Source organism: Clostridium sp. Marseille-P2415, from assembly GCF_900155545.1.
GTDB lineage: Bacteria > Bacillota > Clostridia > Lachnospirales > Lachnospiraceae > Lacrimispora.
On record NZ_LT732526.1, the window covers coordinates 3603524 to 3624695 of the forward strand.

The following is a 21172-nucleotide window of genomic DNA, read 5'->3' on the forward strand; positions in this document are numbered from 1 at the left end:
TTTTTCCTATTTGTGTATTATGTTTAATCAAGCCTCATATTTTTTCATATTTTATATCTCTTTTTACCTATAAATTTTCATTTTACCTCCATTCTTTTTCATTGTTAACCTCGTATTTATTTATAGTTGACATCTATTTTTTCATGTGTTACCATTTCAATAGAATTTCATACTACGATAAAGGAGTCTGACATTATGAATGCAGCACAATTTTCTCAAACGGATACGGCATCAGCCGTTAAGCGTCCGATTTCAACAAAGGAACTGGTTCTGACCGGGATATTTGCGGCTGTCCTTGCCGTGATTTCCCAGATATCCATTCCCATGCCTACAGGTGTTCCGATTACCATCCAGATTTTCGGCGTGGCACTTGTAAGCACGATCCTGGGATCGAGGCTTGGCTTTTTAGCGACCCTTGTTTATATCCTTCTGGGGTCCGTGGGCCTTCCCATTTTTGCAAATTTCCAAGGGGGGTTAAATTCTTTATTTGGATTTACCGGCGGCTACATATGGGCCTGGCCTTTGATGGCGCTCTTATGCGGGATAAGGCCCAAAACAGGCAGCAAGCATTTAAACACCTTCCTTACGTTTCTGTTTCCCATTTTAGGTACGCTGATCAATGAAACAATCGGCGGCCTTCAATGGGCGGCATTATCCGGAGATATGTCTGTCTGGGGCGTATTTGCTTACTCCATGGTCGCATTTATTCCAAAGGATATCATCCTCACTGTCATCGCAGTTGTAATCGGTATTCCCTTACGAAGGCTGATTTCACGACAGCTATAATCCCATTTTGTCAAATGCATTGCAAAACGGCACCTCCAACCCAGGTAGAAAAAGTCAGGGCTGAAATCCTGGTTTGAGGATTTCAGCCCTGACTTCCGGCTTAAAAAGGGAAGTCAAAGCGGATATTCGCAATCCGCTTCGCTACTTGCTCATAGAGCTTGAACTTCCTTGATAAGGTTAAAATATTAATACAGGTTCGTTATCTGACGAATTTCCATCAGTAAATCGGATACATGAAGTTGGCCGCAACCGCACAGGTCACGATCGCAAGAATCATGAATGGAAAGGTAAATTTCAACACCTTCATCGGATTGTAGCCGCCGGCTGCATAACAGACAGCCGCTTCCCCGGAACCAGAGGGGAATCCAAGTGCAAAGTAATTGCAGGTACCGATAATCAGAACGATTCCTCTTGGGTCCCAGCCACCGGCCAGAGCCACAGATGCTGCAATCGGGATCAGAACCGTCTGAGTCGCCATGTTGGATAAGAAGGTGGTCATGATAACCGTAGCTGCTGCGAACAGCAGCATTACGCTCATGGAACTTGGGTTGTCGCCTAAAAGGCTCAGAATCAGGTTTCCGATAGCATTGCCTGCTCCTGACTTCCCAAGGGCATCCGCTACGACCAGAACGCCTGCAATCATCCATACCATATCGGCGGTCATGTCCTTTACTGCTTCTTCAACCTTCAGGATTTTCGCATAAATCAGCACCAGAACACCAAAAGCCGGAGCCAGATATAACAGATTACCGGTCCATTTATTAAGCATCATCAGAAGCATAACGATTACAAATACAATGTATACCAGCGTCTCCTGTCCGCGGGACAGCATTTCTTTCTTCTTTGTTTCCTTTAGCTTGGACTGGTCGACCTCCCTCCCCTTCGGCATCAACTTCCAGAAAAACAGGCAGTAAAGTGTCAGCACGATTATGGAAGGAATAGAAAAGATAAACGGATCCAGCATGGTAAGCTGATATTCCGGGTTTGAAATAATCCCCTCATACATGCCGTTAACCGTGGCAAAGACCGACGCACCCAAACCGATCGGGAAACGGAATTTCCATGCAACCATAACGCCCAATAACGGCAGAAGCAGGCGGTTGGGCGTAATATCGCCGGTGTTATCCAAGGTTGCCAGGAATATGACTAAAATTGTGATCGCAGCCGTTGTTGGAATGAACTGCGCAAAAATAGCGCCCACGAGATAAAAGGAAAAAACCAGCAGCATTCCCTGTCTTCCTTTTATGCAATTCATAATCTCACTGATTCTGACAACCAGGCTGGTCTTCGTCAGCACGGTGCTGAGGGCCAACATAGGAGCGATCAATACCACAATCTTATTTCCAAAGCCGCTGAAGGCCGTCTGGATATCCATGATACCGGTCATAGCAAGTACCAGACAGCAAACCATTGTGGTTACGCCGAATGGTACTTTATGTAAAATAAACGAAACCATCATAAACACTGTTACCGCTAAAACAATATACATTTCCATAGTTTTTCTCCCACTTTCTCATTCGAGTCTGCCCTTTCCCGTTATTTCATCAGCACTTTTACCTGCCGAATTCTCTTATCAATAAAATCTGGCCAAACTGTGTCATCCAGATATGGCTGGTTCTTATGGGTATACTGACCTGCCCGGTCCACAATCTCAATCTGGTTTGGATGGCTGGGCAGAGCAATGTCTACATGAATTGCTCTCAGCTTTTCAGAATCCTCAATAAATCTGATTCTTAAATCCGGGGTCAGATACCTGCTGGTAGAATAGTATTCATCATTCATGGTATTAGCGCCTACGCCCCCGTGCATGGCAACCGCATAAGTCTCCCCATTTTCCGGATTTTTTTCTTTCCAGAAGAAGCTGGTGCAGCCAATGGTATGTCCCGGAGTGAGCATGGTCTGAATGGAAATGTTTCCTAATCTGACCGGCTCTTCATCGGAATAAAATGCATCTGCTTCAAAATCCTGCGGATGGGAATCCGGATCCAACACCATGGTCTCCTCCGGACAGGCTTTATAAAAATCGTAATCTTCCTTTGACATATAAAGCTGTGCTCCGGTCAGCTTCTTCATAGCCGCCGCTCCTCCAAAATGGTCAAAATGGGCATGGCTCAGTAAAATCTTTTTAATATCTTCCGGTTTATACCCTAACCGGTAAATGGAATCCACCAGCAGATACACGCTTTCCGGAATCGCAGTGTCAATTAGAATCAGCCCGTCTCCCGTATCAATCAGATAGCAGCCTACCCAGGTCTGTCCTGATACATACCAGGTCTGAGGAGACACCTGGAATGGCTTAATTGCGATTTCCCATGGCTCATAAGCCAGAGTTTTTACTGGATGTAGAATTGGTTTTGTACAGCGAAATGACATATCATTCTCTCCTTCTCATATTTGCACTATTTATTCTCAGCCGGCTTGAGTTTTTTGTGTATTTTGATTATAATATCAGCGTAGACTTATTCCAACTTATTGTTTTTTATATTTTATCTTATATAAATTAAGTCTAATAAGCCCATATCGAAGAAATAATGCACAAATTCCGTCTACACATGGAATATATTTCAAAAAATGGAGGGGTATTATGGATTTACGCATGATTGAAAATATCATTGCTATTGAACAAGAGCAGAGCATTTCGAAGGCTGCCGAAAAACTCTATCTGACACAGTCTGCCTTAAACCAGCAGCTTCTCCGATTGGAGAAGGAACTAAAAATCCAGCTTTTTGAGCGGCGAAAGCACAGTATGATACCCACATTTGCCGGACGGACTTATCTGGCTACGGCTCACCGGATGGTAGATATGAAACAGGAAACTTATAAGATTATTCATGATATAACGGAAGAGACTGCAGGAGAGATCTCCGTGGCTTCTGCTCCGGAAGGAGGTCTCTTTGGCATGCCTGACCTACACCAGCGATTCAAAGAATCCTGAGCTGGAATATTTTGATATGGCGGACGAGTTGATGATTCTCGGGCTTCCGGCCAGTCATCCCCTTGCTTATCTGGCCGGTGAGAGAAGCTGGGAACGGTTCCCTGAAATTGACCTGCGGCTGTTGAAAGATGAATCCTTTTCCTTAATCTCCAGAGAAACCAAAATGAGAGACATGATTAGCCGGTCATTTGAGCTTGCCGGTTTCTGCCCGCAGATACTGTTTGAATCAACCAGCACCTTAACCGTTGTCAATATGGTTAAAAACCAGGTCTGCCCCTCCTTCTTTCCTCAGTCTTACGTAGAACCGGATGCTCCGGTCGCATATTTTTCCGTTCCTCCCCGCCAGAGCTGGATGCGGTGTGTCGCATTTTTAAAAGGCAGTTACTTAACCAAACCGGAAAAATATTTTATAGAACTGGCCACATTGTATACACAGGGGCTTTTGGAACACTCTGATTAATGAAGAAGGTGGGCAGATGTAAAATTTTTCACCTTTCAAGGTTTATTTACGGGACCCAAGCTTGACAGAATGCATTCTGGAACTTAAAATAGTTTAAAATGTCTGAAAGATAAATAATCAAAAAGAAGGTTTTTCACATATGATTCAGGAAATTTTCCCACATGTATTCCATAACGAATTTGAAATAAAAACTCCCCGGGAAGACAGTTATTTTCTGTATTTTCAGGATGGCCGCCTCCTGCTTAAAAAAGAGAATTCCCCGAAACCTCCCCGATTTGAAGCATTAAAAGACTTAAAACAGGAGGCCATGTCCCACTGCGATTATCTTTTTTCCATTGACCGAATGAATTTCTTTCTTATCGATGAAACCTGTGTCTCCTTAGAAGAAAACGATTCCCTGAGCTTTTATAAAACCAGCATCATAAGGGACTTAAAGCCTATGTGGGTCTCCTTCGCGGCTGCATCTGCCGAACAGCTTCACCGGTTCTATTCATCCAACCGGTTTTGCGGCTGCTGCGGTTCTTCCATGATGAAAAGCAAAAAAGAGCGGTCCATGGTCTGCTCTTCCTGCGGGAATACGGTTTATCCTAAGATCGCTCCCGCTGTCATTGTTGCTGTTTTACATGAAGGAAAGCTTCTGTTAACCAAATATGCCGGAAGGGAATACACCCGGTACGCTTTGATCGCCGGTTATACGGAATTCGGAGAAACCCTGGAAGAGACCGTAAAGCGGGAAGTGATGGAGGAAGTGGGGCTCCGGGTTAAGAATATCCGTTATTACAAGAACCAGCCCTGGGCATTCAGCGATTCCTTATTGGTGGGATACTGGGCAGAACTGGATGGTTCTCCACAAATTCATCTGGATGAAACAGAGTTATCCGCAGCAGTGTGGATGACTCCGGAGGAAATCCCCGACGGCTTTACCAACATAAGCCTGACCCATGAGATGATTCTTCTCTTTAAAAACGGGAAAATAACACAATAAACAGAACATGCCGGAAAGTCCTGCGCAGGACTTTCCGGCATGTTCTATTTATTGATAAAATGTAACCAACCCATTGGACACGATCTTTCCGCTGCCTGGAACCTGTATGGATACAAGTATGATATTTAAAAAGTCCACGCAGGCTCCTCCCGCATTCAACACGCTTAAAAACATGATATACCCATTCATCCTGCCTGCAGCTGACATTATGAACGGAAAAATAAAAGACAGTACAACCAATGGCATAACAGATATCAGAAGAAAACGTCCCTTTGAGATCATTTCCTGTGTATACACAAATCCAAAAACACCGTTAAATCCCCAGAAGGTTTGATCGGAGCGCCATACATTGGGAATAAATAAGGCATGGATGAGTTCATGTACCAGAAGAAAAGCGATGACCCCGGCCACATACAAAAGGCTTTTAAAACCAATGGAAAACTCTATCATGAATTCTGTTTCTCCCTTTACAAGCGCCTGAAAAGACGGATAAAGAAAATAACACCATATGCAGCTAAGCAGCATCAATAGAACGGAAAGCGGCAAAGCCCATAGGATGGCTGCCTCAACCGTTTTCGGTTCCTTTAGCTTAATCCAGCCATCTTCTGATAACTGTTTCGTCCTGCCGCAATCCTCCTGAGGAATTTTCCTGATAAATTTCATATTCCGACCTCTTAAGAATTTCTGTTAACGTTATAATTACCTGTATTCTACCACGAAATAAAAAATTAATCCATCTCTTGTCCTCTTTCATGAAATGTCACTTTCCTCTTATTATGCATCAATGAAAAAGCAGGTTCCAAAGAACCTGCCCTCCATGTTTCTATTTTATTTCCATAAAATAATCAATGCATCATTCTGGAAACCGTGTATATGAATCAATGTCCGGTCATTTTCACATTCCACCGGAACTCTTGCTGTTCGTCCGTCAGCAAGATCTATGGCTTTTGCATGGTATCCTTCCAGACATCTTCCAATCACCAGATTCGTAGTATATGGAATATAAATCAAATATCTTTCATCCTCGGTCTGAGCCATTCGAATCTCCTGTGAATGATCAATCAGCAGCTCATTCACAGGCTTAAGCTCTACGATCCCCCTGGTTTCCAGGAAATCCCTGATAAATCCATAGTCCCAGGCCCCTGGAAAATGAATCGCCTCCTGCACTGGGAATGACTCATCAAATCCTTCTCCCAATACCGGATTCTGCCTTTTCCCGGTCTTTTTCCAGTTCCATACTCCATGGGCTCCATAGGTAACTCCGGCGCATGCGCCGGACAGAATTCCGCTCCATGCAGCTTTGCGTATATCATAAGGCCCAAACCGTCCATAGCGTTTACGGCTGTAACCCATTTGTTCGTAACAGGGCTCCGCGTTTACAATGGGTTTTCTGGGATAATTCCTGTAAAAATGTTCCGCAAGCGCATAAGCCATTTCCTGCCCATCGGCATTATGTCCTGACTGGTACATATAAAAACTTAATCTGTCCAGAAATTGTTCCGGAATATAATCATAACCTCTTTTCACGTGCACTGCCTTTAAAGACTCTGGAGATTTCTCACATATTGTATCAAGTGCTATCTCATAATATTCGACCGCTTCTTTCGTATCAAAGTCCGTATCCCCGCTTATAAGATAGATCGGGTCAAATTCATCGAATTCTGTAACGACCTTTTCGGCATATTTACGGACAAAATCCTTAGGCATTACATTGATGTCAACCATTTTGCTCCCCCATGTACCGGGAACATAATTCAGCCACAGTACCACCAGGGACAGTTGAAAGCCTTTGTCAACTGCCATTTTACACATCTTGCGCGCCCGGGTATAATAATCCTCATTCCACCGTTCAAAATCATATCTTTGACCGTCTTCTGTATAGAATGGATATATATTTACATCAGTCAGGCATCTGTCCCACTGCGGAAGCGTATTTATCTGAAGGACATTATAGCCCTGGGACCACCTTTTTTCCAGATAAAACTCCCATTCCTCCATGGTTGCATTGGTAAATGCACTCCACACGGTATCCGCAAGATAAAAGAAGTTCTGTCCATCTAATATAAAATTTCTTCCATTCTCGTGTATTTTTAACTTACTCATAGGAAACCTCCGGTATTTCTATTACCTGGAAATGCAATTTAAAATTACATCTCCGGCTTTTATATCCTTTTCTGATGTCGGCAGAATATCTGCAAAATTATCGGTATTGGTGATCAATACTATGGTTGTAACATCGTATCCCTCACGCTTCATACTGTCAACATCTGCTTCTATCATAAGGTCACCGGCCTTTACTTTATCACCGGTTTTTCCCTTCAGTTCCAGATATTTCCCATCCAGTTTCACAGTATCCAGTCCAAAGTGAACGAGCACCTCAGCACCGGATTCCGTGATCAGGCCAACTGCATGTGGATATGCCGTAATGATGGTTCCGTTTACCGGTGCATATACCATACCGTCAGCCGGAATGATCGCCGTTCCTTTCCCCAGCATTCCGCTTGAGAATGTTTCATCCTTTACTTCAGATAATGGAATTACCTTACCGCTCACAGGCGCTGTTATTGATTCATTTTTCGCATCCCCTAAAGCAGCAGAGACTTCCGGCGTTCCATCAAGAAGCATCTTGTCACTGTATCCGAACAGATACGTAACGATTGCAGAACCAAAATATGCGATCGCACATGCAACGCAGAAGCCTGCAAATCCAACTCCAATATAAGCCGACATGGTCAGCAGACTGGTACCGATAAGCGCCGGCGCCCCTGCTCCGGCTACTGCGGTGATCGCTCCTGCAATACCGGAGAAGAATGCTCCGATAAAGAATGGCTTTTTATATTTCAATGTTACACCATAGATAGCAGGCTCCGTGATTCCCGCAAGTACGGCTGATAACGCTGCCGGTCCTGCTATATCCTTTACCTTTTTGTTCTTTGACTTTAAGAATACGCCTAAAGTTGCTCCGGCCTGAGCAAAATTATTCGGTCCTGTAATAGTAAACAGGGTATCTCTTCCGTACTGTGCGATGTTGTTCATAACGATCGGAGCAAATCCCCAATGCAGGCCGAACATAACTGCCGCCGGCCAGATAAGACCAAGGAGGAATCCCGCAACCGCCGGACTGAACCCGACCAGTGCCATATATCCGCCTGCCATCATTTTACCTGCATAGTCTGCTACCGGTCCGATTGCAAGATAGGTCGCAGGAACCATGATCACAAACGATAACAGCGGTGTAAATATATTTTTAATCACCTCCGGCAGGATTTTCCTCAATCCTCTTTCCACTTTGGAAAGTACATAAACGGAAATGATAATCGGGATTACCGATGAAGTATAACTTACAAGCACTACCGGTATTTTTAAGAAAGTAAGAGCTTCTTTGGCAGAAAATGCAGCCGTAAGATCCGGATATACCAGAGCGGCAGCAATTCCCACGGATACAAAGGTATCTGCCTTGAATTTCTTAGCCGCTGTAAATGCCAGAAATACGGGCAGAAATGTGAATACGCCATCTGCTGCCGCATATAAAATCCTATAGGTGCCCATATCAGCAGTCAGCCAGCCAAGGGTCGTAGCCAATATTAAAAGACCTTTTAAAAGCCCTGCTCCCGACATTGCTCCAAGAATCGGAGCAAAAATGCCTGCAATGGTTTCCATAAACAGGTTGATCAGATTCTTTTCCTTCTTCTTATTTCCATCCTCTTCCGCTTCCCCTGCTTTTACCCCTGTTTTTTCAATAATGGCATCATATACATCGCCTACTGCATTGCCGATTACGACCTGTAACTGGCCGCCGGCTTCTATAACGGTAATAACCTTTTCCGTCTGATTCAGCCGTTCCTTATCAACCTTTGACCGGTCAACGATCTGAAAACGAAGACGTGTTGCACAATGTATCAGTGATCTGACATTCTGGCCCCCGCCAACACTGGCTACGATTTGCTTCGCCAGCTCATCATAGTTCTTCTTAGCCATAATAATCCCTCCTCATAATAACACATTTTATATGGAAGCTGCATGCTTAACTTTGTGTAACCTTATCCTAACATTGCCCGATTTCGCTTTCAAGCCCTCCCCTTCTTTTCTCTGTTTCTATCAAAACAGTATACTTCCACGCCATTTTATCCTTGTTTTTTTGTAAAAAAATAACATGTTTTTAAATTTTCTTTAAAAACATGTTATTTATAAATGTATTTCGTCTTATCAAACACGCTGTCACCTTCTATCAGTCTGGTACGGTAATATACCCGCACCATCTCATCCTCTTCTCCTTCATTTAAAATGTGACGGATCAGATGTTTCAATGCCGCCGTAAATCTTTTGGTATGAGTTCCCTTTATTAATGTCAGGTTCAGCCCGGGAATGCTCAGTTCCGGCAGCGCATCAAAGCCGACCAGCGACACTTCCTTCGGCACCTTAATATTACGCTCTAACAATGCTTTGCTGACCCCCAAAGAAATAACATTACTTTCCAGCACAAAAGCTGTGGTCTTGCGCAATCCCCCGGCCAGATAATGATTCATGGATTCATACACTTCATCTACCGTATTCCCAAGATGTACGATCCGGTTGCTGCTGTCACCGCATTGCCGTTCCGCCATTTCCTGTACAAAGGCTTCTCTTCGTTCTTCAAAATTAAAAATATTTAAGTTCTCTGCAAGATATACAATATGGCTGTGCCCCTTATCCACCAGATAATCCACGCCTCTGCGGATTCCTTCCTTGTTATCAATCAGAAAACTGTCCATTCCCTGTTCATAGAACAGGTTATCTCCAACCACAATAGGAATCTTTAGTTGCTGAAATGGATAGATATCACTTTGATTCATTTCTGCAGCCATGATAAAGATGCCTTTTACATCACTTTCCACACATTTCTGCAGAAACTTTTCCAGATCGTTCGATTTCTCATAGAATTCCTGGTAATCGAACCGATAACCTGCTTTATTGACCATGTATTCAAAATTATCCAAATGAAGGGGTTGTGAAATATTCTCCAACCGCTTCATAATAATCCCATGTTTGATATAATTCAGCATGAGCACAGTTCCCCTGCCTTCCGGAGATTCGGCTCTTATCCTACTGTTATTTCTCTTTTCTAACTGCTCTAAGTATTCCTGCACCTTTCTTCGTGTTACAGGATTTACACCGGGCTTTTCATTTAAAACCAGCGATACGGTTGCCGGTGATATACCTAGCGCTGCTGCAATATCTTTGGATTTGATACGCATAACAGACCTCCCTTGCCCTATCCTGTCTTTCATGCCCTCATTATAACAGACCGTATATTAAAATTCCACTTCCATTTTTTCCATTATATAAATAATGGCGGACACAAAAAGCCGCCCCGCGAATCGGGTACGGCCTTTTGCCACCTATTTTAACTTATTTACCGTAGTAAGCTTTTAAATACATTTCCTTGATCTCGCTCATGAGAGGATATCTCGGGTTTGCTCCAGTACACTGGTCGTCGAATGCATTTTCAACCATTTCATCCAGAGTATCTAAGAAGTACTTCTCATCAACGCCGTAATCCTTAATGGTCGCCTTTATTCCGACAGCCTTCTTTAATTCCTCAACCTTAGCAAGGAATTTCTTAAATACATCTGCATCATCTTTGCCTTCTACGCCACAGAAACGTGCGCATTCCGCATATCTTGCAAGTGTATGCGGATACTGGTACTGCGGGAAGGTTCCCATCTTAGCCGGAACCTCAGAGGAGTTGAAATCCATAACCAGCGTGATCAGCAGAGCATTTGCAACACCGTGTGGAAGGTGATGATAAGCGCCCAATTTGTGTGCCATGGAATGGCATACCCCTAAGAATGCATTGTTAAATGCCATACCCGCCATGCAGGAGGCATCCGCCATTTTACTTCTGGCCTCCACATTGGTGCCGTCATTATAAGCGGTCGGCAGATATTCAAATACGTTCTTCATCGCCTTAAGTGCCAGACCGTCTGTATAATCAGTAGCCATGACAGAAGCATATGCTTCTAATGCATGAGTCAGAACATCTACACCGGAAGCGCTTGTTAAGCCCTTTGGCTGGCTCATCATATTGTCCGCATCCACGATAGCCATGTTAGGCATTAACTGATAATCGGCAAGCGGATATTTCACACCTGTTTCCTGATCGGTGATAACCGCAAAGGAGGTCACCTCAGAACCAGTACCGGAAGAGGTTGGGATTGCAACGAAATAAGCCTTCTCACCCATTTTGGGGAATGTATAGACTCTCTTTCTGATATCTATAAAACGCATTGCCATATCCTGGAAATCCACTTCCGGATGCTCATACATCACCCACATGATCTTTCCTGCGTCCATCGCGGAGCCGCCGCCCAGCGCGATAATGGTATCCGGCTGGAATGCCTGCATTGCTTTTGCACCCGCCTGGGCGTTTGCCAGGGTCGGGTCTGGCTGAACATCTGAGAATACCGTATAAACGATGCCCATTTCATCTAATTTATCCGTAATCGGTTTTGTATAACCGTTCATATAAAGGAAGGAGTCTGTTACAACGAATGCCCTCTTTTTGTTATAAACAGCCTTTAACTCGCTAAGTGCAACCGGCATACAGCCTTTCTTAAAATATACTTTCTCCGGATTTCTGAACCACAGCATGTTCTCTCTCCTCTCAGCAACGGATTTAATATTCAGTAAGTGCTTTACGCCGACATTCTCGGAAACAGAGTTTCCTCCCCATGTGCCGCACCCTAAGGTTAAGGATGGCTGTAACTTAAAGTTATAAATATCACCGATGCCGCCGTGAGAAGATGGGGTATTAATTACAATACGGCAGGTCTTCATGGCCGCTGCATGCTTTTCCATCTTTTCCTTTTCATTTACATTGATATAAAGAGAAGAAGTATGGCCGTAACCGCCGTCAGCTACAAGCTGCTCTGCCTTTGCAATGGCATCATCAAAATTCTTGGCCTTATACATAGCCAGAACCGGAGAAAGCTTCTCATGTGCGAATTCTTCTTCAATATTAACAGATTCTACCTCACCGATCAGAATCTTGGTGGATTCCGGAACATCTACACCGGCGAGCTTTGCAATGGTATGCGCTTTCTGTCCAACAATCTTGGCATTTAACGCACCATTGATGATGATAGTCTTACGAACCTTATCTATTTCTTCACCCTTTAAGAAGTAGCAGCCGCGTGCTGCAAATTCTTTCTTAACCGCATCATAAACCTTATCCAGAACTGTTACGGACTGCTCGGAAGCACAGATCATACCGTTATCAAAAGTTTTGGAATGGATGATGGAGTTCACCGCCAGCTTGATATCCGCTGTATCATCAATGATAACAGGGGTATTTCCTGCACCGACGCCCAGAGCCGGTTTTCCGGAAGAATAAGCTGCCTTAACCATTCCCGGTCCGCCTGTTGCCAGAATGATATCTGCACCTTTCATAACTTCATTCGTCAGTTCCAGAGAAGGAACATCAATCCAGCCAATAATTCCTTCCGGAGCACCTGCCTTAACAGCTGCCTCAAGAACTACCTTAGCCGCCGCAATGGTACAATTCTTTGCACGCGGATGAGGGGAAATGATAATTGCATTTCTGGTCTTTAAACTGATCAGAGTCTTGAAAATAGCAGTTGAAGTGGGGTTCGTGGTTGGGATAACAGCCGCGACCAGACCGATTGGTTCTGCAATTTTCTTAAAACCGTATGCTTTATCTTCTTCAATGACGCCGCAGGTTTTCGTATTCTTATAATAATTATAAATATATTCTGCAGCCAAATTATTCTTAATGACCTTATCTTCCACAACGCCCATGCCTGTTTCTTCTACAGCCATTTTTGCAAGAGGAATTCTTAACTTATTGGCAGCACATGCTGCTTCATAAAAGATCTTATCCACCTGTTCCTGTGTGAAGGTAGCAAATACTTTCTGTGCTTCTCTCATGGCGTCCATTTTGGTAATCAATGCATCTACATTATCAATGATTTCAGGTACTCTCACCTGTTCTTCTTTCTTTGCCATCTTTGACTTTCCTCCAATTTTTTAATAAGTTAAATAGGTTTTTTACGCTCGATATATTTTTAACAATCTATCGTAGCTTCATTATATTCTTTTGTTATTTTTTTGTCAATGTAATATCACACAAAAATAAACATGGTTAAAGCCAATTTTTGTCGAATTGTAATAAATACTTTTTTACTTATTTCATAATTATTCTCAATACATTTTTCTTCTAAAAACTAACATTTTCCCCGGCCGGACAGCTAAGGGATGAGTGAACAGGACTATGATCTTTGAACGTATTTAAAAACTTGGCAATCCGTTTCATGTATGGTATAGTAGGGCCTGGAACCATACTATTATCTGCAGCTATCAGGAAATTTAACCAGAAAATACCGCAGGCTGACAGGTAACGGCAGGTTTTACTATGTTTTCTATACAAAAATAAGGGGACTTTAGAATTATGAAAATCACAATTGGAATTGATCTTGGAGGCAGTACAACAAAAATTGTAGGATTTCAGGATAATAAATTAAAGATTCCGACGTTTGTCAAAGCGGATAATCCCATAGCCTCCCTGTTTGGTGCTCTGGGAAAGTTTATCTATGACAACAGTATCCGGTTGAACGAAATTGAAAAAATCATGATTACGGGAGTAGGAAGTGCTTATGTGGAGCAGCCCCTATACGGAATCCCTACTTATAAGGTAGACGAATTTACCTGCAACGGACTGGGCGGTCAATACTTTACAGGCCTTAATGATTTAATCGTGGTGAGCATGGGAACGGGAACCTCTCTGGTTCAGGTAAACGGAGATAAAATCGTCCACACCGGAGGTATCGGCATTGGGGGAGGAACCATCCTGGGGCTGTCCAGTCTGTTGTTAAAAACCCAGGATATCTCCCAGATCATGGATCTGGCAAGCCGGGGAAATTTAAGCAACATTGACTTGCAGATTCAGGATATTTCAAGAACAGCCCTTCCCGGTTTACCGATGACAGCCACTGCATCTAATTTTGGAAAGGTCCGCAGTCTCGTATCGGATGAGGATATCGCCATCGGAATTATCAATATGGTACTCCAGGTCATCGGAAAATCCGCCATTTTGTCATCTTTAAACAGCAACATCAATAACTTTGTCATGACCGGAAATCTGGCGAAATTTCCTCAGTGCAAGGGCATATTCCAGTCTCTGGAAGCTTTATTTGACGTCCATTTCATCATACCCGACCAGGCCGAATACGGTACTGCCATCGGAGCGGCTCTCACAGAGGAGCGGCACATGGAGATGAAGCAGATTCTATAATCACGCTGTTAAAAATGTATCACTCCGGGCTGTCCAATGCCGCTTTCATGATAGTTGCTCCTTTTCAGTAACCGTGTTATAATGTTTATGAGACTATTATAATGCATAGTTTAAATTTTGTAAGTACGACACTTATCGATACCGTTATAAGAAAGGATATCCATATGCTGAAAAAAGAACTATTTGGTATATGCCCGTATGTAACATCCCAAAAGGTGTTAACCGGAAAGTGGTCCATATACATCCTATATCTGCTCTCAAAAGGTCCCATCCGGTTTAATGAATTACAGCGCAATATGCCGGAAGAAATCACTCATACCACTCTTTCAAGGCAGTTAAAAACCCTGGAAAAAGAAGGTCTGATATTACGAATGGAGTATTCCCAGATCCCCCCCAAGGTCGAATATACATTAAGCGGTATCGGAGTAAAATTCCAAAAAGTGCTGGATGCTCTGGGAGAATGGGGAGAAGAATACATCGAATATATTAAGCTGTCGGAGAACAAACCGTAAAAAGAACCAGGTGCAGCATTTGCGAGTGCTGCACCTGGTTTTTCTATGAATGATATCCCAATGCCTGTTCCAAAGCATCTTTTTCTTCGCTTCCCAACAGAACGTCAGTTTCTCCTCGATCTACTTCTTTGATGTATACGTAACAGCCTTCCCGGCTATGGACGGAATTCAAAACAAATCCGGTATTCGTATAATCAAGCATTGCTATGACAAAGCTCAAATTTCCACCCATTCCTTTAAACGCATTGTATTTTACAAGACCGAATTTCTGGAATGCACTTCTGTAATTCTTATTGGTATTGCGGAGGGAGTCTTTATTGGCACGGTCTTCCGCTTTTAATTCCGCAATATCCTCCATCTGCCCCATAATAATTTCTTCCAGAGTCTCCGCATCTTTCCCCCTCATAAAATAGTCGTATCTGCGGTACAGCTTTTTCATCTGAACCAGACATATGATTATAACGATCAGTAATATTATGGTAATTGCGGCCAATCCAATGATTAAAAAAGCAGGATCAATCGGCAACTGATTCAATATACTGTTATCCATTCTTTCGTCCTCGCTTCCATGATGTTATCTTATGGATTCTATTAATTCTACTATTCTTTCCAATTCTGCCTCAGAATAGTACTCAATTTCAACTCTTCCTTTATTTTTATCTTTTCGGTTTATGCTGACTTTGGTTCCCATGGCAGATTTCATACGATCTTCCAGTTCCCGGAAAATCAGAACAATGCCTTCATCCTCTTCCTTTTTTTCCTTTGGCTCTTTCTTCTTGGATAAGGATTTTACAAGCTTTTCCACCTCACGGACGCTCAAATTTTCCGAAACGATCTTTCCTGCAAGCTGAAACTGCAGGTCATAATCTTCAACAGCCAGAAGTGCTCTGGCATGACCGCCTGTAATCAGATTTTGGGTCAACATATCCTGGACCCTTTCATCCAGCTTTAATAAACGCATGCTGTTGGTGACAGTTACCCTGTTTTTCGCCACCCGGGCTGCTATTTCTTCTTGTTTTAAGCCAAATTCCTGCATCAGTCTCTGATAAGCTTTGGCTTCTTCAATGGGATTTAAATCCTCTCTCTGAACATTTTCGATCAAGGCAATTTCCATTGATTGCTGCTTGGTATATTCCCGGATCACAACCGGAACTTCTTTCAAACCTGCCAGTTTCGCTGCTCTCCATCTTCGTTCACCAGCTATAATCTCATAGATATCCCCCTTTTTCTGTACCAAAAGGGGCTGCAGAACGCCATATTCCTTCATGGATTCTGCCAGCTCAATCAGGGATTCTTCCTTAAACTCCGTTCGTGGCTGATCATGATTGGGTTCTATAGATGATATTTTGAGAAACATTTCCCTGCCTGTCTCCTGTTCCTCTTCTTCCTTAACTGTTTTTACAATCTGGTTCTCCGGCTTTGGATGGCTTTTCATTTCCTGTTCTACTGCCGCAGATTCCATTACTTCATCTCCGAAAATTGCTCCGAGTCCTTTTCCTAAACCTGTTCTCTTTCCCATATTTAAATTTCTTCTCCTCTGCTTATAACTTCTGCCGCCAGCAGCCGGTAGCTCTCCGCTCCCGCTGATCTGGAATCATATAAGTTGATAGGCATTCCATGGCTGGGAGCCTCTGCCAGTCTGACATTTCTGGGTATAATGGTCTTATAGATATTCTGGTTTAAATTGTTTTTAACGCTCTCCACAACTTCCAACGAAAGATTTGTCCTGGCATCATACATGGTAAAGACAACGCCTTCCATCTCCAGATAAGGATTCAGCTTCTTTTTTACAAGATTTACCGTTTTCAGCACCTGACTTAAGCCTTCTAATGCATAATATTCACATTGAATTGGCACTAACACGGTATTTGCTGCTGTTAAGGCATTAATTGTCAATAGATTCAATGACGGAGGACAATCTATGATAATGAAATCATAGTGTTTCTTGATTTTTTCAAGATATGTTTTGAGGAGTGTTTCCTTATTCTCAATCTCCAATAATTCGATCTCAGCTCCCGCCAGATCCACATTAGAAGGAAGCAAATCCAGATTTTCCTGAACATTGAAAATCAAACATTCTTCAATTTCACACTCTCCCACCAGCAGATCGTATACCGTTCGTTCCATGGTGCTTTTTTCGATCCCCAGTCCGCTGGTTTCATTTCCCTGTGGATCAAAATCCACAGCTAATACCCGTTGCCCTGATTCCGCAAGGCATGCAGATAGATTAATTGCAGTAGTCGTCTTACCGACTCCGCCTTTCTGGTTTGCTATTGCAATGATTCTTCCCATTTTTTATTTTCTCCTGTTACAACATCGGAAATTGCAGTTCAAACTAGAGTATAGCATATTTTATTTTTTTTTCCTATGGTTTCATGTAAAAAAAATACATAAATTATAAAAAATGTTTCACGTGAAACATTTTTCCAAGTTTTAAGAATAAATTAATATGTTTTCCGTTGTAAGTCCATATCGATTATATTATAATAAGAAGAGATTAACTCACTTCAGGAGGTAAAATATGAAAACAAAAAACAAATTGCTGACCCTGCTCATCTTATCAGCCAGTGCAGCTACTGCAACTGCTGTCATAAATAAATGCATCAAGATTTCTGCTGTTTCAAAAAACTTGCTGACTGACGCAAAATCCTTATGTTATAAATGGCGTTTTGGCAACATTCATTATACCAAGGCCGGTACCGGAAAGCCTTTGCTGTTAATCCATGATTTGACCGCATATTCCAATGGTTATGAATGGAACCAGATGATCAACTCTTTAAAAGATCACTATACGGTATACACCATTGATCTCCTTGGATGCGGACGCTCTGAAAAACCAGATTTGACTTATACCAATTATCTTTATGTTCAGATGATCTCGGATTTCATTAAATCAGAAATTGGTCACAGAACCAATGTCATTGCATCCGGTTCTTCCTCAGCACTCGCTGCTATGGCATGCAATAACGCACCGGAGCTTTTCGACAAGATCATGCTTATCAATCCGGACAGCCTGTTGGCATGCAGTCAAATTCCCAACAAACACGGGAAGCTGTACAAGTTTATTTTAGATCTTCCGATTTTAGGAACACTCCTCTATCATATAGCTACCAGCAAACAGGCAATTATGGAAGAACTTACCACCAATTATTATTACAATCCTTATTCCGTAAAATCTTCACTCATTGACATCTATTATGAATCGGCTCATTTGGGAGAGTCACCAAAATCATTATATGCCAGTGTAAAATGCAATTATACCAAATGCAATATTATAAATGCACTAAAGAAAATCAATAACAGCATATATATTATTGGCGGAAGTGAAATGGAAAATATCGAAGAATTGATTCGTGAATATCAGATATATAATCCAGCCATTGAAAGTTCTTTGATAAGCAGCTCAAAATATCTTCCACAAATGGAAAATCCTTCAGAGCTATTTAATATCATCCAAATGTTCTTTGTTTAATCTATAAATTTGTAAAAATAATGTTTCACGTGAAACATCCCCAATATTATGGCTAAGCTTTTGCTCATGGATGTTTCACGTGAAACATTTTATTTTAAAGGGTCTTTGGCTGGTAATCCGGCTTTCCTGGGATACTTTTTTGAAATAGTATTATTCTTTATGATTTTCACAAGTGACCGCTCTGCTTCCGTACCCGGCAGCAAGAATGTTTCTACTTCTTCCATCTTTCCGCCCAATAAAAAGACAGCGTGTTTTGCTGCTTCCAGCTCCTCTTCAATTTTCCCGGATTTATAAGGAATAAAATGACCTCCTACCTTTACAAAAGGCATGCAATATTCGGACAAGGTACTTAAATTAGCGACTGCTCTGGAAACACAAAAATCATATTGTTCCCTGTAAAGGGGATCCCTGCCCAAATCTTCCGCCCTGCCATGGATGGTTTCTACATTCCCAATCCCCAAACATTTTATTACTTCATTTAAAAAATTGATTCTTTTATTCAATGAGTCCATTAAAGTTATCTTTAAATTGGGAAAAGCTATTTTTAGAGGGATTCCGGGAAAACCCGCACCTGTTCCTACATCAATGATCCGATGATCATTTGTTCCAATATCTTCCACTGCCTTGATCAAGGATAAGCTGTCTACAAAATGTTTTGTAACCACTTCATCCATTTCAGTAATGGCAGTCAGATTCATAAATTTATTCCATTCTATTAATAATTCAAAATAGTTATAAAATTGATTTAATTGATTTTCTTCTAATTTTATAGACAATAAATTTAATTCTTTTTGGAATTTTTCTTTAAAAGCTTCTGTCATATAAAATGCCTCACTCTTTCTTCTCCACGCTCTTCTGATACCGGAGCTGCTCCAGATAAACCAGTAAAACGGAGATATCTGCCGGCGACACGCCCGATATCCTGGATGCCTGCCCGATCGACATGGGCTTATATAGATTCAGCTTCTGGATGGCCTCTCTTCTAAGCCCTTTCACCGCAGAATAATTAAATTCCACATCCAGCTTTCTATTTTCCAGCTTTTTATACTGGGATACCTGCTGTTTCTGTCTGCGGATATAGCCTTCGTACTTGATATTGATATCGACCTGTTCCATCACATCCGCTGAAAGCTCATGTCTGTTTTTGTCGATTTTAGTTAACATAACATAATCTAACTCCGGCCTGCGTACCAGCTCTGCCAGCGTTGTACCAGTTTTCAAAGGTGTGCTCCCATTCTCCTCCAGAAATTCCTGAATCTCTCTGGATGCTCCCACATTGGTAGTTTCCAGGCGCTTTATTTCGTCCTCAATGGCCCTTTCCTTTGCAAGCAGCTTCTCATACTGCCCGTCAGTGATCAGACCGATCTCATGTCCGATTTTCATCAGACGAAGATCCGCATTATCCTGGCGCAGCAAAAGCCTGTATTCAGCCCTTGAAGTCATCATACGGTATGGCTCATGATTTTCCTTTGTAACAAGATCATCAATTAAAACGCCGATATAAGCCTGGGAACGGTCCAATACCACCGGCTCTCTCCCTAAAACCTTCATAGCCGCATTGACTCCCGCCATAAAGCCCTGGACAGCCGCTTCCTCATATCCGGAACTTCCATTAAACTGTCCGCCGCTGAATAAACCGCCAATAGCCTTAAATTCCAGCGTCGCCTTCAGCTGTCTGGAATTAATACAATCGTATTCAATGGCATAAGCATTCCTCACGATTTTTACATGCTCCAGTCCCGGTACCGTCCGGTACATGGCATACTGCACATCCTCAGGCAGAGAGCTTGACATGCCGCCTAAATACATTTCATTGGTATAAAGGCCTTCCGGTTCCACGAAAACCTGATGACGCTCCTTATCCGGGAACTTTACCACCTTGTCCTCAATGGATGGGCAGTATCTCGGCCCGGTTCCTTCAATAGCCCCGGAATATAAGGGGGACCGGTCCAGATTATTCCGGATGATCTGATGGGTCTCTTCATTGGTATAAGTAAGCCAGCAGGATACCTGCTCCTTTTGCACGGTCTCCGGATCCGTGGAAAAAGAGAAAGGAACCACTCTCTCATCCCCCAGCTGCTCTTCCATCCTGGAAAAATTAATGCTCCTCTTATCCACCCTGGCCGGAGTCCCGGTCTTAAAGCGCAGCATTTCGATTCCATGAGCCTTTAAGGAATCCGTCAGATGATTGGCCGCCTGAAGTCCATTGGGACCGGTATAATTGCTGACATCACCGTAAATGCACCTGGCTCTTAAATAAGTTCCCGTAGCCAATACCGCTGCCTTACAATGATAAACTGCCCCGGAAAACGTTTTGACGCCCGTAAGGATTCCATCCTCTACAATGATTTCAGATACTTCTGCCTGTCTGACGGTCAGATGCTCCGTATTTTCTAATGTCCTTCTCATGGACTTAGAATAATCCTGTTTATCAGCCTGGGCACGCAGGGAGTGGACGGCCGGACCCTTTGACTGGTTTAACATTTTGGACTGAATAAACGTTCTGTCAATATTTTTTCCCATTTCACCGCCTAAGGCATCCAGCTCTCTTACCAGGTGTCCCTTGGAGCTTCCGCCGATATTGGGATTACATGGCATCAGCGCAATGCTGTCTACGCTGACTGTAAATATAATTGTCTCAAGGCCCAGCCTTGCACAGGCCAATGCCGCCTCACAGCCGGCATGGCCTGCGCCGACTACGGCAACATCATAAGACTCCTCTAAATACTGCAT

19 protein-coding genes are annotated in these 21172 nt (G+C 42.8%); 7 read left to right on the forward strand and 12 right to left on the reverse strand.

Going from position 1 to position 21172, the window contains the following annotated elements; genetic code table 11:
- Nucleotides 1-195 precede the first annotated feature (195 nt).
- Nucleotides 196-786: a biotin transporter BioY gene (locus BQ9856_RS21420; RefSeq protein WP_077612822.1), complete on the forward strand. Its 591-nt coding sequence runs from the start codon at nt 196-198 to the stop codon at nt 784-786.
- Between the two features lie 217 nt (nt 787-1003).
- On the opposite strand, the gene BQ9856_RS21425 is transcribed toward BQ9856_RS21420, so the two are convergent.
- Both BQ9856_RS21425 and BQ9856_RS21430 read right to left on the reverse strand, forming a co-directional pair.
- Nucleotides 1004-2281 (reverse strand): SLC13 family permease, encoded by a 1278-nt coding sequence (locus tag BQ9856_RS21425; RefSeq protein WP_077612823.1) that lies wholly within the window; start codon nt 2279-2281, stop codon nt 1004-1006.
- Between the two features lie 41 nt (nt 2282-2322).
- Nucleotides 2323-3159 carry an MBL fold metallo-hydrolase gene (locus tag BQ9856_RS21430; protein ID WP_077612824.1) on the reverse strand — a complete coding sequence of 279 codons (837 nt, stop codon included), beginning with the start codon at nt 3157-3159 and terminating at the stop codon, nt 2323-2325.
- A 211-nt stretch (nt 3160-3370) separates the two neighbouring features.
- Here BQ9856_RS21430 and BQ9856_RS25375 point away from each other — a divergent pair, with 211 nt between their 5' ends.
- The 3 genes from BQ9856_RS25375 (at nt 3371) to nudC (ending at nt 5166) form a co-directional block, all read left to right on the forward strand.
- A complete protein-coding gene (locus tag BQ9856_RS25375; RefSeq protein WP_235839280.1) occupies nt 3371-3721 on the forward strand; it encodes a LysR family transcriptional regulator in 351 nt (116 codons plus the stop codon).
- Nucleotides 3681-4181 (forward strand): LysR family transcriptional regulator substrate-binding protein, encoded by a 501-nt coding sequence (locus BQ9856_RS25380; protein WP_235839281.1) that lies wholly within the window; start codon nt 3681-3683, stop codon nt 4179-4181. The genes BQ9856_RS25375 and BQ9856_RS25380 overlap by 41 nt, the downstream gene beginning before the upstream one ends.
- Before the next feature lie 139 nt (nt 4182-4320).
- Nucleotides 4321-5166 (forward strand): NAD(+) diphosphatase, encoded by an 846-nt coding sequence (gene nudC, locus BQ9856_RS21440; protein ID WP_077612825.1) that lies wholly within the window; start codon nt 4321-4323, stop codon nt 5164-5166.
- Nucleotides 5167-5214: 48 nt separating this feature from the next.
- On the opposite strand, the gene BQ9856_RS21445 is transcribed toward nudC, so the two are convergent.
- The 5 genes from BQ9856_RS21445 to adhE all read right to left on the reverse strand — a co-directional run bounded on the left by BQ9856_RS21445 (nt 5215) and on the right by adhE (nt 13170).
- Nucleotides 5215-5829 (reverse strand): DUF3267 domain-containing protein, encoded by a 615-nt coding sequence (locus tag BQ9856_RS21445; protein WP_077612826.1) that lies wholly within the window; start codon nt 5827-5829, stop codon nt 5215-5217.
- Nucleotides 5830-5994: 165 nt separating this feature from the next.
- Nucleotides 5995-7269: an apiosidase-like domain-containing protein gene (locus BQ9856_RS21450; protein WP_077612827.1), complete on the reverse strand. Its 1275-nt coding sequence runs from the start codon at nt 7267-7269 to the stop codon at nt 5995-5997.
- A 21-nt stretch (nt 7270-7290) separates the two neighbouring features.
- Nucleotides 7291-9144: a beta-glucoside-specific PTS transporter subunit IIABC gene (locus BQ9856_RS21455; protein WP_077612828.1), complete on the reverse strand. Its 1854-nt coding sequence runs from the start codon at nt 9142-9144 to the stop codon at nt 7291-7293.
- Nucleotides 9145-9347: 203 nt separating this feature from the next.
- The gene (locus BQ9856_RS21460) at nt 9348-10400 is read right to left on the reverse strand and encodes a LacI family DNA-binding transcriptional regulator (protein WP_159442060.1); all 1053 of its coding nucleotides are present in this window, start codon (nt 10398-10400) and stop codon (nt 9348-9350) included.
- Between the two features lie 154 nt (nt 10401-10554).
- Nucleotides 10555-13170 (reverse strand): bifunctional acetaldehyde-CoA/alcohol dehydrogenase, encoded by a 2616-nt coding sequence (gene adhE / locus BQ9856_RS21465; protein ID WP_077612830.1) that lies wholly within the window; start codon nt 13168-13170, stop codon nt 10555-10557.
- 442 nt (nt 13171-13612) lie between these two features.
- On the opposite strand from adhE, the gene coaW reads away from it, so the two are divergent.
- Both coaW and BQ9856_RS21475 read left to right on the forward strand, forming a co-directional pair.
- A complete protein-coding gene (gene coaW, locus BQ9856_RS21470; protein ID WP_077612831.1) occupies nt 13613-14455 on the forward strand; it encodes a type II pantothenate kinase in 843 nt (280 codons plus the stop codon).
- A gap of 164 nt (nt 14456-14619) precedes the next feature.
- Nucleotides 14620-14967 (forward strand): winged helix-turn-helix transcriptional regulator, encoded by a 348-nt coding sequence (locus BQ9856_RS21475; protein ID WP_200801388.1) that lies wholly within the window; start codon nt 14620-14622, stop codon nt 14965-14967.
- 43 nt (nt 14968-15010) lie between these two features.
- Here the strand turns inward: BQ9856_RS21475 and BQ9856_RS21480 are convergent, their stop codons facing one another.
- The 3 genes from BQ9856_RS21480 to BQ9856_RS21490 are packed head-to-tail and all read right to left on the reverse strand — an operon-like array spanning nt 15011 to nt 17259.
- On the reverse strand, nt 15011-15517 hold the full coding sequence (locus tag BQ9856_RS21480) for a DUF4446 family protein (RefSeq protein WP_077612832.1): 507 nt from the start codon (nt 15515-15517) through the stop codon (nt 15011-15013).
- 24 nt (nt 15518-15541) lie between these two features.
- On the reverse strand, nt 15542-16486 hold the full coding sequence (locus BQ9856_RS21485; RefSeq protein ID WP_077612833.1) for a ParB/RepB/Spo0J family partition protein: 945 nt from the start codon (nt 16484-16486) through the stop codon (nt 15542-15544).
- A gap of 2 nt (nt 16487-16488) precedes the next feature.
- On the reverse strand, nt 16489-17259 hold the full coding sequence (locus tag BQ9856_RS21490) for a ParA family protein (RefSeq protein ID WP_077612834.1): 771 nt from the start codon (nt 17257-17259) through the stop codon (nt 16489-16491).
- 229 nt (nt 17260-17488) lie between these two features.
- Between BQ9856_RS21490 and BQ9856_RS21495 the strand changes: the two genes are divergently transcribed.
- Nucleotides 17489-18439, forward strand: coding sequence for an alpha/beta fold hydrolase (locus BQ9856_RS21495; RefSeq protein WP_077612835.1), 951 nt, complete (start codon nt 17489-17491; stop codon nt 18437-18439).
- A gap of 89 nt (nt 18440-18528) precedes the next feature.
- Here BQ9856_RS21495 and rsmG read toward each other — a convergent pair whose 3' ends face one another.
- Nucleotides 18529-19260 (reverse strand): 16S rRNA (guanine(527)-N(7))-methyltransferase RsmG, encoded by a 732-nt coding sequence (gene rsmG, locus BQ9856_RS21500; RefSeq protein WP_077612836.1) that lies wholly within the window; start codon nt 19258-19260, stop codon nt 18529-18531.
- 10 nt (nt 19261-19270) lie between these two features.
- A complete protein-coding gene (mnmG, locus tag BQ9856_RS21505; RefSeq protein WP_077612837.1) occupies nt 19271-21172 on the reverse strand; it encodes a tRNA uridine-5-carboxymethylaminomethyl(34) synthesis enzyme MnmG in 1902 nt (633 codons plus the stop codon).